This window comes from Nocardia sp. BSTN01 (assembly GCF_015354405.1).
GTDB lineage: Bacteria > Actinomycetota > Actinomycetes > Mycobacteriales > Mycobacteriaceae > Nocardia.
Genome location: NZ_JADKYP010000021.1, coordinates 49,345 through 63,352, shown reverse-complemented (window position 1 = coordinate 63,352; position 14,008 = coordinate 49,345). Strand labels below are relative to the sequence as shown.

General features: G+C 69.1%; 13 protein-coding genes. 6 read left to right on the top strand and 7 right to left on the bottom strand.

Going from position 1 to position 14,008, the window contains the following annotated elements; translation table 11 throughout:
- Window positions 1–126 precede the first annotated feature (126 nt).
- The gene (locus IRT45_RS18695) at window positions 127–1,275 is read left to right on the top strand and encodes a cation:proton antiporter (protein ID WP_194807132.1); all 1,149 of its coding nucleotides are present in this window, start codon (window positions 127–129) and stop codon (window positions 1,273–1,275) included.
- A gap of 7 nt (window positions 1,276–1,282) precedes the next feature.
- Here the strand turns inward: IRT45_RS18695 and IRT45_RS18690 are convergent, their stop codons facing one another.
- Window positions 1,283–2,089, bottom strand: coding sequence for a methyltransferase domain-containing protein (locus IRT45_RS18690; protein ID WP_194807131.1), 807 nt, complete (start codon window positions 2,087–2,089; stop codon window positions 1,283–1,285).
- Window positions 2,090–2,110: 21 nt separating this feature from the next.
- Complete coding sequence (locus tag IRT45_RS18685; RefSeq protein ID WP_194807130.1) at window positions 2,111–2,659, bottom strand: TetR/AcrR family transcriptional regulator; 549 nt, start codon at window positions 2,657–2,659, stop codon at window positions 2,111–2,113.
- Window positions 2,660–2,768: 109 nt separating this feature from the next.
- Between IRT45_RS18685 and IRT45_RS18680 the strand changes: the two genes are divergently transcribed.
- The gene (locus tag IRT45_RS18680) at window positions 2,769–3,257 is read left to right on the top strand and encodes a hypothetical protein (protein WP_194807129.1); all 489 of its coding nucleotides are present in this window, start codon (window positions 2,769–2,771) and stop codon (window positions 3,255–3,257) included.
- Window positions 3,258–3,270: 13 nt separating this feature from the next.
- On the opposite strand, the gene IRT45_RS18675 is transcribed toward IRT45_RS18680, so the two are convergent.
- Both IRT45_RS18675 and IRT45_RS18670 read right to left on the bottom strand, forming a co-directional pair.
- The gene (locus IRT45_RS18675; protein WP_309241044.1) at window positions 3,271–4,665 is read right to left on the bottom strand and encodes a glutamine synthetase family protein; all 1,395 of its coding nucleotides are present in this window, start codon (window positions 4,663–4,665) and stop codon (window positions 3,271–3,273) included.
- 182 nt (window positions 4,666–4,847) lie between these two features.
- A complete protein-coding gene (locus IRT45_RS18670; protein WP_194807128.1) occupies window positions 4,848–5,345 on the bottom strand; it encodes a DUF6764 family protein in 498 nt (165 codons plus the stop codon).
- Window positions 5,346–5,707: 362 nt separating this feature from the next.
- Between IRT45_RS18670 and IRT45_RS18665 the strand changes: the two genes are divergently transcribed.
- Genes IRT45_RS18665 through IRT45_RS18655 form a run of 3 tightly spaced genes read left to right on the top strand, consistent with a single transcriptional unit; the run spans window position 5,708 to window position 9,337 of the window.
- Entirely contained in the window at window positions 5,708–6,805 is a 1,098-nt protein-coding gene (locus IRT45_RS18665) for a polyprenyl synthetase family protein (protein ID WP_375540123.1), read from the top strand.
- Between the two features lie 11 nt (window positions 6,806–6,816).
- Window positions 6,817–8,355, top strand: a complete 1,539-nt coding sequence (crtI, locus tag IRT45_RS18660) for a phytoene desaturase family protein (protein WP_194807127.1) — start codon at window positions 6,817–6,819, stop codon at window positions 8,353–8,355.
- A gap of 10 nt (window positions 8,356–8,365) precedes the next feature.
- Complete coding sequence (locus IRT45_RS18655; protein ID WP_194807126.1) at window positions 8,366–9,337, top strand: phytoene/squalene synthase family protein; 972 nt, start codon at window positions 8,366–8,368, stop codon at window positions 9,335–9,337.
- Here IRT45_RS18655 and IRT45_RS18650 read toward each other — a convergent pair.
- From IRT45_RS18650 to IRT45_RS18640, 3 genes are read right to left on the bottom strand one after another with little or no spacing between them, the layout of a single operon-like run.
- Window positions 9,294–10,766, bottom strand: a complete 1,473-nt coding sequence (locus tag IRT45_RS18650) for an SDR family oxidoreductase (RefSeq protein ID WP_194807125.1) — start codon at window positions 10,764–10,766, stop codon at window positions 9,294–9,296. The genes IRT45_RS18655 and IRT45_RS18650 overlap by 44 nt on opposite strands.
- A 24-nt stretch (window positions 10,767–10,790) precedes the next feature.
- Complete coding sequence (locus IRT45_RS18645; RefSeq protein ID WP_194807124.1) at window positions 10,791–12,113, bottom strand: deoxyribodipyrimidine photo-lyase; 1,323 nt, start codon at window positions 12,111–12,113, stop codon at window positions 10,791–10,793.
- 47 nt (window positions 12,114–12,160) lie between these two features.
- A complete protein-coding gene (locus IRT45_RS18640) occupies window positions 12,161–12,757 on the bottom strand; it encodes a lipocalin family protein (RefSeq protein WP_375540122.1) in 597 nt (198 codons plus the stop codon).
- A gap of 280 nt (window positions 12,758–13,037) precedes the next feature.
- Between IRT45_RS18640 and IRT45_RS18635 the strand changes: the two genes are divergently transcribed.
- Window positions 13,038–13,904, top strand: coding sequence for a MerR family transcriptional regulator (locus IRT45_RS18635; protein WP_194807123.1), 867 nt, complete (start codon window positions 13,038–13,040; stop codon window positions 13,902–13,904).
- The last annotated feature ends 104 nt before the right edge of the window (window positions 13,905–14,008 follow it).

Below are 14,008 nucleotides of genomic sequence, written 5' to 3'. Positions count from 1 at the left end.
GCGCATGCGGCCGGGCACGGCGCCGGACAGCAGGCGACGGCGTGTCGGCGTGACCGGGAGTGTTGCGCGGCGGACAGTGTGCACGACGTCGAGCGGCAGCAGGTCGAGCGGAAGAAGTAGGCACCGATGAGTTTGTCCACCCTGGCCCTGGTGCTGGCGCTCGGGCTGGCGGGACCGTTGCTGGCGTGGCGCGAAGCCTGGCACATACCGGTGATCGTCGGCGAACTGCTGGCCGGAATCATCTGCGGCGTCACCGGATTCGGGCTGCTCGATGCCTCGGATCCGGTGTTCGCCTTCCTGGCCGATATGGGTTTCGCGCTGGTGATGTTCGTGGCGGGTACCCATGTTCCGATTCGCGATCCACGGATCCGCTCGGCACTCGGAATCGGCGCCGTACGCGCCGTGCTGGTCGGTGCGGCCGCGGCCGTCGTCGGCTCCCTGCTGGCCGGGTTCTTCGACACCGGACACGGCGCGATCTATGCGGTGCTGCTCACCTCCTCCTCCGCGGCACTGGTGCTGCCGATCATCGATTCCCAAGGGCTGCACGGCAGATCGGTGCTGGAGCTCACGGCGCAGGTCGCGATCGCCGACACCGCGTCGATCGTCGCGCTACCGCTGGTGATCGACGCGGGAAATGCCGAACGCGCGGCACTGGGCGCGCTGGCGGTGATCGGCACCGCGCTGCTGTTGTTCTTCCTGCTGCGGTGGCTGGAACGCTCCGGCCTGCGCCGGCGTGCGCACCGGGTCTCCGAGCGCCGCAAATTCGCCCTCGAACTGCGGGTCAGTCTGGCCATCGTGTTCGGGATCGCCGCCCTCGCCACCCGCACGCACGTCTCGATCATGCTGGCCGGGTTCGCGGCCGGACTGGCCGTCGCGGCCGTCGGCGAACCGCGCCGGGTGGCGCGGCAATTGTTCGCCGCGACCGACGGATTCCTGGCTCCCCTGTTCTTCGTCTGGCTGGGCGCCCGGCTGAATCTGCGGGAATTCGCCGACCGGCCGCGGCTGATCCTGCTCGGATTCGCAATGGGGGCCGGTGCGCTGCTGGTACATCTGCTCATGCGGACGCTGGGACAGCCGGTCACCTTCGGCGCGCTGGCCGCCGCTCAGATCGGTGTGCCGGTCGCGGCCGTCACCGTCGGCACCCAGCTGCATGTGCTGGTTCCGGCCGAGGCGGCGGCGATGATGCTGAGTGCGCTGGTGACGATCGTCGCGGCGGCGGTGGCTGCCGCGCTCGCGGCGCGACGGCCGCCGGTGGCGGATCCGGTCGCGCCGTGAGCCACGGTCAGGGTTTGTGCGCCACCACCGCGAACATGGTCACCGAGAAGTGGTAGTCGCCGCTCTCGGCAGCACGCCGGACATCGGCGAGAACGCGATCGCGCTGGGCGGCGGTGATCAATCCGTCGGCCACACCTCGCTCGGTGACCGCCGTGAACATCGGGAGGATCGCCTCCGGCTCCCAGATCACGGCCTCGGAACCGATATCGTCGATCACCAGCCCCGCGTCGACCAGCCGACCTCGTAAATGCCTGCCGGAGTTGCGATTCGGACTGTTGGTTTCCATCCGCTGCTGCAAGGCCGCGACAACCTCCGGATCGCCGGGATGGAAGATCGCCGTCGACCAGTCGCTGTCGATCAGCACCACCCGTCCGCCCGGCCGCAGTACCCGCGCGATCTCGGCGGTGGCCTTCGCCGGATCGTCGAGGTGCTGATAGACCCGCTCGCAGCGAACCGCGTCGACGGATGCGTCCGGCAGCGGCAGATCGTAGGCCGATCCCTCGATGAATTCGGCCTTCACGTCGGCGGCGCGCTCGCGGGCCACCGTGAGCATCGACGGATTCGGGTCGATACCGATGGCCCGCCCGGACTCCCCCACCAGAGCGGCCAGCTCGACCACTTCGGTGCCGGTGCCCGAGCCCAGATCGAGGGCCGCTTCGCCGGATCGCAGGTCCAGCGCGGCGCGTGCCCATTCGCGCATCCGCACCACGCCGGGTAGGGCGGCCTGATTGTCGAGTATTCGGACGATCAGGTCTTGTTCCGGGTGGTCGACCTGGTCGATGTGGAAGGACGGAACGCCTTGTTCATCGCTCACCCCGCCAGTATGCCCGCGCGGTCAGTCGAACAGCAGCCGCGCGGCGTGGGCGAGCACATCCGATCTGCTCTGCCCGGGGTGTTCGGCCTTGATCAGGTGATTGGCGATGACCATCGAAAAAGACAGCAGCGCAACCGCTTCCACGTCCTGCGAGGCGACTCCGGAGTTCCGCAGGAGGGTGCGCAGGTAGTCCATTCTGGCGTTGTCCACTTTCCGCAGCCGCGCCTCCACGGCCGGGTCGCGCCGGGCCCAGGCCCGGATGGCGAGGTCCAACGGCGTCAAATCCTCGGCGAAGGTGAGCGTGCCCGCCCGCCGGATCTTGCGCTTCGGGTCGCCGCCCTCGCGTTCGACCTGTTCGCGCACATCGTCGACGGCACGGCGCTCCCAGTCGTCGAGCATCGCCTCGAGTAGTTCGTCGCGGGAGCGGAACTGCCGGTAGAAACCACCGCGGGTCACTCCGAGTTGTGCCGCCAGCGCTTCCACCCGGACCGCGTCGGGGCCCTGGCGCTCGAGCACGGAGAGTCCGGCATCGACCCACGCCCGCCGCGGAGTTCGCACCGGTGGTGCCATCACGCCCTCCTTCTCGACCGGCTCGATACGCCCTTGATTAGATCACCCTCGATAGATACAGTACTGTTCTGTATCTATTGTGCAGTACCGAAACCAGAAGGTTCTCGTCATGTCCGTGCACATCTGCCCCAGCGTCCGCCAATGCGGAATCACCGCCGAACTGCTCACCCTCACCACCCTGGACGACGTCGTCTACATCGACAGCCACGTGCTGGAAACCCCCGCCGCCACCGGCCGCACCGCCGAGCAGTGGGCCCGCACGATCATGGAGGACGTCCCCGAAGAGGTCCGGGCGCGATTGCGTGCGGCGTGGGCCGGCATCGAACTCGATCTCACCCCCGGTGCGCCGGAGACCGTCGCCGGCTGGCGCATCACCTTCTCCGCACCGGAATGTCTTCTGCTGCGGGCCGATTCGGGGCTTGGCTTCCACGGCGAATTGGCGATCGAGATCCGCGACGGCGTCGTCGCGCTGTCGACCTTCGTGGCCATGCGCGGCACGCGTGCGCCGGATGTGTGGTTCGGCGTGGTGCCCGGCCATCTGGCGTTCGTGCGTGCACTGCTCGAACGAGCCGGCAGTATCGAGCCGGCGGCGAGCTGACGACCGCGCCGCCTCAGTACCTCCACCGGCACGCGTCGGTGATCTGCTCGGGTGTGGCGTCGGCGAACAGCGCGATCTCACCGCGCCGGACGCTGCCGATGGTGTCGGCGAGGTCGTCGCCGAATGCCGTCCAGAGCACCTCGTCGGCGTCGAAAGCCGCCACCGCGTCCGCGAGCGTGGTGGGCAACGGGGTGATCCCGCGCGCCGAGCGGGTGGCGGAGTCGAGGCGAGCCGGATCGCCGGCGACCGGCTCGGGCAGGGTCGCGCCCGCGCGCAAGCCCGCCCGGCCCGCTGCCAGCAGGCCCGCCAATGCCAGGTAGGGATTGGCGGCGGCGTCGAAGGTCTTGATCTCGATATTGGCCGCGCGGTCGCGTTCTCCCTCGCTTCCGGTGATGTAGCGCAGGGCGGCCTCTCGGTTCTCCAACCCCCAGCATCGGAAGACCCCGGCCCAGTGGCTGGGCTGCAATCGCAGATAGCTCGCCACCGCCGGGCAGCCGACGGCCAGCAGCGCGGGCAGATGGTCCAGGATCCCCGCGGCGAAGTGCTCTCCCTCCGCACCGATGCCGAACGGACCGGGACCGCCGCACATCCGATTCACGCCCTGGCGCCACAGGCTCAGATGGACGTGGCCGCCGTTGCCGACGACACCGGGCACGACCATCGGGCTGAACGTCGCCCGCAATCCGTGGGCGTGGCTGACGGCCCGGACGACCTCGCGCACCAGCACGGCGTTGTCGGCGGTGCGGACGGGATCGGCGGAGGCAATCGACAGTTCGAACTGGCCCACCTCGTATTCAGGATGGATCTGCTCGACACCGATGCCGCTGTCGCGCACCTTCGACACCACATCGCGCAGGTACGGCGCCAATTCACCGAGTCTGGCCATGCCGTAGGCGGGCGCCGAGGTGGCGGGGATGAAAGTGTCCGGGTCATGTGGGTCGGGGCGCGATATCGTCCATTCGAATTCGATCGCGGTGCGCAGTTCGTAACCGTCGTCGGCCAATTCGGCGACGAGCCGGCGCAGCAGCAACCGGGGATCGCGTGCATGCGGGGTGCCACTTTGCGTGTAGCGATCCGCGGGCGCCCACCCCCAGCCCGGTAGCGCGGCCACGGCGGTGGCCCGGTCGACGTCGGGATACAGCCGCAGATCCCCGGTCGGGCCACCGGCGACGTGTTCGGTCAGGATGGAGTCGTCGACCAGGAAGGCGTCGAAAACCGGCGACGCGCCGATGCCCCAGGCGGCCGCATGCGAGAAACGTTCCACCGGAACGGCTTTCATCCGGACGATACCGCCGGTGTCGACCCAGGTGACCGCCACGGCGTCGACATCCCGGGCGCTCAGGGCGGCGGCGACGGCGCTCGCCCGATCCGCGCGGTCGCGGCGCAGTTGCTCGGTCAGTGGTTCCACGTCGACTCCCGGGAGTTCGAGGGAAGCCGGCACAACCAGACACAGACGCCGGCGGGTTGCCGCGTTCGAGACTACGCGCCGAGATCCCGATCGCTCGCACTTGCGCCGCTGTCACGCCGGATCACCCGACCACCCACACCCGCGCGGAACCGGCACGAGGACCGCGGCGTGGAGAGGCGCGGTCACCGCATCGACAGGCAGCCCTGGAAGGTCTGGAAATCGCCCGCGAAGCCCGGGCCGCCGGTACATTCCGGGGTCCCGACGCCGGAGACGGTGACCGTGGCGCCCGGTCCTGCGATGCCGATGGCCAGACCCGGCCGGACCCCGGACAGGTCGGCGGTCGCGCCGGAACCGACCGCGATCGCCGCGGGCCCCGACCACGGCCCCGAGGCGGACCGCGCGGTGCCACCGCCTTGTGCGATGGCCAGCGACAAGCTCGTCGGCCCCGCGTCGGCGGAAGCCGTACCGTTGATGCCGTAGGCGGCAGCCGCGCTCCCGCCGGTACTGGTGGCCGAACACGCGGCATCGGCGCCCGTATCGGCGACCGATGTGGCGCCCGGCGCCGGGCAACTGGTGGAGTCGGCTTGGGCCGGCGCGGCCGGCAACGCGGCCGAGGTCAATGCGATACCGCCGCCGGAGACGAGAGCGAACAGCGCGCGACGCGCGGAAGAACGAGACATGAGGGCCTCCTCTGATTGGTTCGTCTCAGCCAGAATACCCGAAATTCGATGCATAAACGATGCAATTTGCCCTTGGCTTCAACTGATCGCGGTGGCAACCTGCGAACCGCGCCTACCTCGCGCTAGTCGATCAACCATGCTCGCCCCGGCTGCGCGATACACAATCAGCCTCGGCAGATCGATACAGCTTTCACTGCATCATTTATGCATCGTTTGCGGTAGCCTGGGGTTCGGACGTCGAGGGAGGATCCCCAGGCGGGCCGCAATACGCGGTCCCGATCCCCGCCTCGCAGACCCAGCCGGCACCCGTACCGCCGAACCGAGGAGTGGACGTGAGCGTCACCATCGACAATTCACGCCGATTGTGTTCCCCCGCAACGATTCTGGCCGATCACCCGGTGAACGTGGCGGATGGTGTCGCACGGTGGCGCGCCGCGGTGCAGGATCGAGTGCTGACCGAACTGGCCACCTTCCTGCGCGAGAACCGGATCGGCGCCGTTCACGGGATCGCGGTCGACGACATCGCACGCCGATACGTGGCAGGCGGCAAATGCCTGCGATCGACGTTCATGTACATCGGCTGGTTGTGTGGCGAGGCCCCGGATGCCGCCGCGCTGCGAGCCGCCGCCGCGCTGGAACTGGTCCACGCCTTCGCGTTGATCCAGGACGATGTGATGGACGAGTCGGCGCTGCGCCGCGGCGCACCCACCGGGCACGTCGCCTTCGCAGACGCGCACCGGGATCGTCGAATGCCCGGCGACGCCGCTCGTTTCGGCGACTCGGCGGCCGTGCTTCTCGGCGATATCTGCCTGGTCTGGGCGGATAAGATGCTGCGCGACAGCGGAATTCGCCCCGATTGCCTCTACCGCGTGTGGCCCCGCTTCGACGCGATGCGTATCGAGCTGGCGGTGGGGCAGTTCGGCGATCTGCTCAACGACGTCCGCACCGAACCGGATTTCGGGCAGGTACTGGCGCTGGCACGGGCGAAATCCGGCAACTACACCGTGCGCCGGCCACTCGAACTCGGCGCGGCGATGGCCGGATGCGACGAGCCGACCCTGTCGGCGCTGAGCCGGTATGGACGCGCGGTGGGCGAGGCGTTCCAGATGCGCGACGACCTGCTGGGAGTCTTCGGAAGCGTCGATGCCACAGGCAAACCCGGTGACGGAGACCTGACTCAGCGCAAGGCGACCACCGTGGTGATCGCCGCCCGGCAACTCGCCGAACCCGCCGCCCGCAGCGAACTCGACACCCTGCTGTCGGCACCGGTCGTCGATGCCGGCGCCACCGACAGATTGCGCGCTGTGATCACCGCCTCCGGAGCGCCCGCCCGGATCGAGGCGATGATCAGCGACCGCATCGGCGAGGCGCGGCACGCGGCCGAGAGTGCGAGCCTGCCCGAACCGATGCGCCGCGTACTCGACGGCATGGGGCTCATCTGTGTCACCCGCCACCCCTGAGGAGGAATCTCATGCGCACGACCATCGGTCTCAGCAACCGCGTCGTCGTAGTCGGAGCCGGGCTGGCCGGACTGTCCGCGGCGCTGCACCTGGCCGGCCGCGGCCGCACAGTCACCGTGCTGGAACGTGATTCGGTCCCCGGTGGCCGCACCGGTCGCGTCGATGTGGACGGCTACCGCCTCGACACCGGCCCGACCGTGCTGACGATGCCACACCTGGTCGAGGAGACGTTCGCCGCGGTCGGTGAGCGGATGGACGACCGCCTCTCGTTGGTGCCGGTGGATCCGGCCTATCGGGCCCATTTCGCCGACGGACGCCAGCTCGAGGTCCACAGCGACGCCGAACGCATGGCCGCGGCGATCACCGAGTTCGCCGGAGCCGGCCAGGCGGCGGGATACCGGCGATTGCGCGCGTGGCTGATCCAGCTCTACCGGACAGAGTTCGACTCGTTCATCGGGGCGAATTTCGATTCGCCGTTCTCGGCGCTGCGTCCCTCGCTCGGCCGGCTGGCGGCAATGGGAGGATTCCGTCGCTGGGACCGCGCGGTCGCACAGCACATCGACGATCCGGAACTGCGGCGGCTGTTCACCTTTCAATCCCTGTATGCCGGCGTCGCGCCCAGCCGAGCGATAGCGGCATACGCGGTGATCGCCTATATGGACACGATCGCCGGCGTCTGGTTCCCGCGCGGCGGGATGCGAGCGCTACCCGACGCCCTCGCCGCGGCGGCGCACGAAGCCGGCGTCGAGATCCGCTACGACACCGCCGTGGCGAGCCTGGACCGCACCGGATCCCGGATCCGCACGATCGTCACCGACACCGGCGAGCGCATCCCCTGCGATGCGGTCGTGCTCACCACCGAGTTGTCCGACACCTACCGCCTGACGGGCCATTCCCCGCGCCGTCCGCTGCGTCCCACAGCGGCACCGTCCGCGGTCGTGCTGCACGTCGGCTGCGAGGCGATGCCCCGGGCCGCGCACCACCATCTGCTCTTCGGCCGCGCCTGGGACGAAGCCTTCGACGACATCATCGCTCGCGGCAGCGTCATGACAGATCCGTCGCTGCTGGTCACCAGGCCCACCGCGGGTGACCCGAGCCTGGCCCCACCCGGACGCGACCTGCTCTACATCCTCGCGCCGGTACCGAATGCCGTACGGGGACCGATCAATTGGGACCGCTTCGGCCCCGCCTACGCGCAGGAAGTTCTGACCACCGTTCAGGATCGCTTGCCGATCCCACTGACCGATCCCTGGCTGCTCCACATCACTACGCCCGCCGACTGGGCGCGGCGCGGCATGCTGGCAGGCAGCCCCTTCGCATTGGCCCACACCGTCACCCAGACCGGCCCCTTCCGCCCGGCCAACATGATCCGCGGACTCGAGAACGTGGTGCTGGCGGGCGGCAGCACCGTCCCCGGTGTCGGCATACCTCCTGTCCTGATTTCCGGCCGGCTCGCCGCGGACCGCGTCACCGGACCGATGCCTTCCGCACAGCCCGCACGCCGACGCGCGTCCGCCCTTTCCACTTCGACCGCCGCCATCATTCGCTGATCGGAAACTCATGTCCCCCATCGCCTTTCTCGACAACGGCCGCGCCGATCCCCAGCTGCAGCGGTCCTATCGCGCCTGTCGCACCCTCAACGCGCGCCATGGCAAGACCTTCTTCCTCGCCACCCGGTTACTCGCCCCCGATCAGCGTCCGGCGATCCACGCGCTCTACGGCTTCGCCCGCCGCGCCGACGACCTCCTCGACGACATCGACCCGCGCCGCCCGATCTCCGAACGCGCGGCGCGACTGGACGCGCTGGCCGCGCAGTTCACCACCGAGGACGCCGATGCCGACGCGGTCCTCCCGGCCGTCCTGCACACGGCACACTCCTACCGCATCGCTGCGTCGCTGTTCGACTCGTTCCTGGAGTCGATGCGCATGGATCTCACGGTTACCGACTATCCGGATCGGCGCGCGCTGGACCGCTACGTCTACGGTTCCGCCGAGGTCATCGGATTACAGGTGCTACCGGTGCTGGGCACGGTGTGCCCGGTGGACGAGGCCGCCCCGTACGCCGCCGCGCTCGGAAAAGCCTTCCAGCTGACCAACTTTCTGCGCGATGTGGACGAGGACCTGGTCCGGGACCGGGTCTATCTGCCGGCGGACGAACTGGCCGCCCACGGCGTCGACCGGGATCTGTTGCTGTGGTGCCAGGCGCACCGCCGCACCGACGCCCGAGTCCGGCGTGCCCTGATCACCCAGCACTCCCACACTCGCGGCATCTACGACTATGCCCGTGCCGGTATCGCCCTGCTCGACCCGCGGTCGCGGCCGTGCGTCGCCGCCGCGCTCACCCTCTATTCGGAAATCCTGGATCGTATCGAGAGCCTGGACTTCGACATCTTCGTTCATCGTGCCCGCGTCGGGATTCCACGACGCGCCGCGGTGGGAACCCGAGGTCTCGCCGCTGCCGTCTGGTCTCGCAGTCGCGTCGGCGGCGCTATGAAACCGGCTGGGACACAGCCTCTTCCGCCGCTCCGGTGATATTACGGGTCATTCCGCCGAAGATGAGCGCGTGGAAGGGAGCGATGGCCTTCCAGTAGAGGTGACCGGCCAGGCCGTGCGGGTCGAAGACGGCCCGCTGACGGTAGACCGTGCCCCGCGCGGCGGAGTCCACGCGGAGCTCCAGCCACGCCCGCCCCGGCACCCGCATTTCCGCACGCAACACAAGGATGCGCGGTCGCTCGATGCGTTCCACTCGCCACCAGTCCAGCGCCTCTCCGGCGTGCAGCCGATGCGGATCCCTTCTTCCCCGGCGCAATCCGGCGCCGCCGGCCAGCCGGTCGATCCAGCCGCGCAACGACCACGCCAGCGGAAACGAATACCAGCCGTATTCGCCGCCGATGGATTCGATCACCGCCCACAGCGTCGCCGGATCGGCGCGGGTGTGGCGTTCTCGCACATCGACATAGAGGGAACCGCCCGACCACGCGGGATCGGTGGGCAGCGGCGACGACGGTTCACGACCGAGCTGGTCGGCGTCCGACCAGCGGGTGGGAACGTCGAGGTCGCGAATGCGCGTCAACGCCAGTTCGACCGCGGTGCGGTAGTCGATCAATCCGCGCGCCGGGTCGGGGATGCGCTCGGCGATCGCGTGGTCTTCGCAGACAACGTCGTTGACCAGCGATTCCATCAGCGGCACCGCGATCGCCTTCGGCACCGGGGTGACGAGATCGACCCATTGCGCCGACAGCCACGGCGTGAGCACCGGGACCGGGACGATTACGCGCCGAGGCAGCCGCGCCACTTCGGCGTAGTCACGCATCATCTGTTCGTAGGTGAGCACATCCGGGCCGCCGATATCGAAGGCGCCGCGCACATCCGGCGGTAGTTCGGCCGCCCGCGTCAGGTAGTACAGCACATCGCGCACCGCGATCGGCTGGATGCGGTTGCGCACCCACCGCGGCGTGACCATCACCGGCAGCCGTTCGGTGAGATACCGCAGCATTTCGAAACTGGCCGAACCGGATCCGATGATCACCGCGGCCTGCATCGCTATCACCGGAACCGATCCCGCCAGCAGGATTCGCCCGACCTCGGCACGGGAGGACAGGTGCCGCGACAGTCGCTGACCCGGCGGAACGATGCCGCCCAGATACACGATCCGGCGTATCCCCGCCCGCGCCGCCTGCTCGGCCACCAATGTCGCCGCGCGGCGGTCGACATCGTCGAAATCGGTTCGCGTCAGCGAATGCACCAGGTAATAGAGCACGTCCGCCTCGGCGCAGGCCGCGGCCACATCGTCGGCGCAGAGCACATCACCGCGCAGGACTTCCACGCTGTCGCGCCAGGCGGCGTCATCGAGTTTGGCCGGTGTGCGGGCCAGCACCCGCACCTCGTGGCCCGCGGCCAGTAGCTCGGGCACCAAGCGGCCGCCGATGTAGCCGGTCGCACCGAACACCACACATCGCATACCGTCTCCTGATCACCGCATCGATTACATGCCGGGCACTTCCACGATCGGCGCCGGATAGGTCGCATCGTCGATGTCCTCGCGCCACGGGCGGTGCACCGCCGCGCCGGACAGGTGGGCGAGTTCGGGTAGCCAGCGGCGGACGTACTCACCCTCCGGATCGAAACGGTGCGCTTGCCGCAGTGGATTGAGCATGCGATTGGGGCGGGTGTCGGTTCCGGTGCCCGCGACCCACTGCCAGTTCATCTGGTTGTTCGCCACATCACCGTCGACCAGCCAGTACCGGAACTGGGCTGCGCCGATTCGCCAATCCAGCCGCAGCGTTTTGGCCAGAAACGATGCGGTGATCAGCCGCGCGCGCCCCGGCATCCACCCTTCGTCACGCAGCTGGCGCATCGGCGCGTCGACGATCGGGAAACCGGTGCGACCGTGCGTCCACGCCTCGAAGGCCTGCTCATCCTCGCGGATCTCGACCGGGCCCGAGCGGTAATCGGACCACGCCGCCGCGGGGCGGGCCGCCAGCACCTGATGATGAAAGTCGCGCCAGGCCAGTTGCCGGGCGAAACTGTGCGCGCCCGGGTCCGACATGTCCAGACGCGACACCACCTCCGCGGCCGACAGGCATCCGAAATGCAAATACGGCGACAGATGTGAGGTGGCATCGGCGGCGAGATCGTCGTTGGCATCGTCATAGGCGGTGACCGGATCGGACAACCAGCGGCGCAACATCTTTCGCCCGGTCGTCTCGCCGCCGACGCGCAGGTCCGGTGAGGACCGCACGGTGCGGAGTTTGTCGAGACCCGGTTGCTCGCCGTCCAGGCGCGGCACCTCGAGGTCTGCGGGCGGCGGCAGGGGACGCCGATGGCGGGCGCTTTCCCAGCGCCGGAAGTACGGCGTGAAGATCGCGAAATGATCGCGTCCGGTGCTCGGCTCGATCGCATCGAGGTCCACACTGGTCACGGTGGCAGCGTGCGTATGCACCTGGCAACCGTGCGGTTCGAGCCTGTCACGCAGGGCCGACTCGCGTCGTTTGCCGTAATAGCTGACTTCGGCCGCGAGGTGGACCGACTCCGCCTGCGTCTGGGCGACGATCCGTTCGACCTCGTCGACAACCTTGCCGCGCCGTAGAACGAGATGCCCACCGCGTGTGCGCAATTCGCCGTCGAGTTCGTCCAGCGCCGCGGCGAGGAATCGCACCCGGTTGGGTGCGGCCTCCGCGCCGGTGACCAACGATTCGTCGAGGATGAACAGTGGAACCACCGCATCTCCGGCACGCTGCGCCGCGGTCAGCATCGGATTGTCGTGAACCCGTAGATCACGAGTGAACAGAGCTACCGCCACACCCATCGCTTCTCACCTCCACTCACCGGACTTGCCATGGCTCGTACTCGGGCTCACAGCCGGCACAGCGGGGTGATGTCGCCACGCCCACCGGTCACCGGCGAGGTCAGGTACAGGCAGGGCTGCTCCCCGGCGGCCACGATCGCCGCGACGACGCGGTTCCACTGATCCGCATCCAGTGCGGGCGTGCGGGAGAGCACGAATCCGGAGATCCGGTAGGGGTCTGTGACGAGGGCCCAGGAGTAGTCCGGCCCGAGTGCGGTCACGACATAGTTGGGCGGACCGTCCAGGCTTTCCTGCGTCGGGACTCCCGGGAACGCCACACGCAATTGCGCTCCCGTCACCGGATCGACCGCGCGCGCCGCACCCTGGATCTCGTTGTTCGCACCCGACCACGTGGTGCACGAATTGTGCACCGACACATCACCGTTCGGCAGTGCCGCGTATTCGGCGCGCGTATCGCGGGCGCAGACGAGATTGAAATACTGAGGAACTGCGGCGACCTGGTACCACGTTCCGACATAACGGCTCAGATCCAGCGCGGGAACGGGAGCCGGACCGGCCGCCGGACTCGCACCGGCGGGCGCCGCGACGGCTCCGAACACGACCATCGCCGCGACGGCCACACCTGCCAGCCGGGCCGGGCGCATCGCTGCCGCAGCGAACGCGGTCACGCGGCGGAGGGCGCCGGTCAGCGCTCCCGCCACCTTCCCGTCGAAGCCACCGGGCCGATCTACCTTCGAACGATGTTCGAGCACCTGCGACTCCTCCGTTCGATGAGCATGGGTTCGATGACACTGACGATCCTACAGCAATCGATGCGTAATCGATGCATACTGGAGGTGCCGCCGACGCATCACCCCCACCGCGCGGGCGCCGTAGCACTGTGACGTTGCGGTGCCCATGCCCGCGAAAGGCAGAATGATCGTCATGTCCGATGCATCGCCTCCCGACAACGACGCGACCGGATTCTCGGTACGCACCGTCGCGGAGCGCATCGGCATCCCCACCGCGACCCTGCGCAGCTGGAATCAGCGCTACGGCATCGGCCCCTCCCAGCATCGGCGCGGTCGCCACCGCCTCTACTCCGAGGCCGATATCGCCCGGCTCGAGCGCATGGTCGTGCTCGTGCGAGGCGGATCGAGCCCGGCACGAGCGGCCGAGTCCGTGCGCGGACCCCTGCCGGTCGCCGGAGACCACGCGTCACTCCTCGAAGCCGCCTTCGCCTCCGACCCCACCACACTGCAGTCGCTGCTGCTCGCCCACATTCGCGCCTTCGGCGTGGTCGACACCTGGGATCGGCTGTGCCGCCCGGCCTTCGCCGAGATCGTCCAGCGGCAAGGGGCGGGCATCGGGTGCATCGACGTCGAACACCTGCTGTCCTGGTGCATCACGGCCGCGCTCCACCGCGCGGTCCCGCCCCCGGCCGACGCACCCGCCACCCCCGTCCTGCTCGCCTGCACCAGCGGTGAGGCGCACTCCCTGCCACTCGAGGTGTTGCGCGCGGCCCTCGCCGAGCGTGACGTTCCGGCCACCATGCTCGGCCCCAACGTCCCCACCCCCGCCCTCGGCGACGCCCTCGATCGCGGCGCGCCGGACTCGGTCGCGGTGCTGTGGTCACAGCAGGAATCGACCGCCCTCCTCTCGGCCGTGCGCACCTGCGCCGACCGCGGCGCCCGCGTCCTGCTGGCAGGCCCGGGCTGGCAGGACGTACCCGCCCCGGACACCGCCGAGATCGTCGACGACCTTCGGTCCGCACTGGCGGAACTGTCCCACGCCCACCCGGCAGGGGTATGACCTCGACCACGCTGATCGGGGATTACCGGCCGGGCGGCACGCAGTGCGGGACCCCCGGCTCCGCTGCCGAGAGCGTGCCGGACCTTGTCCCGCAGCAAGCGTGA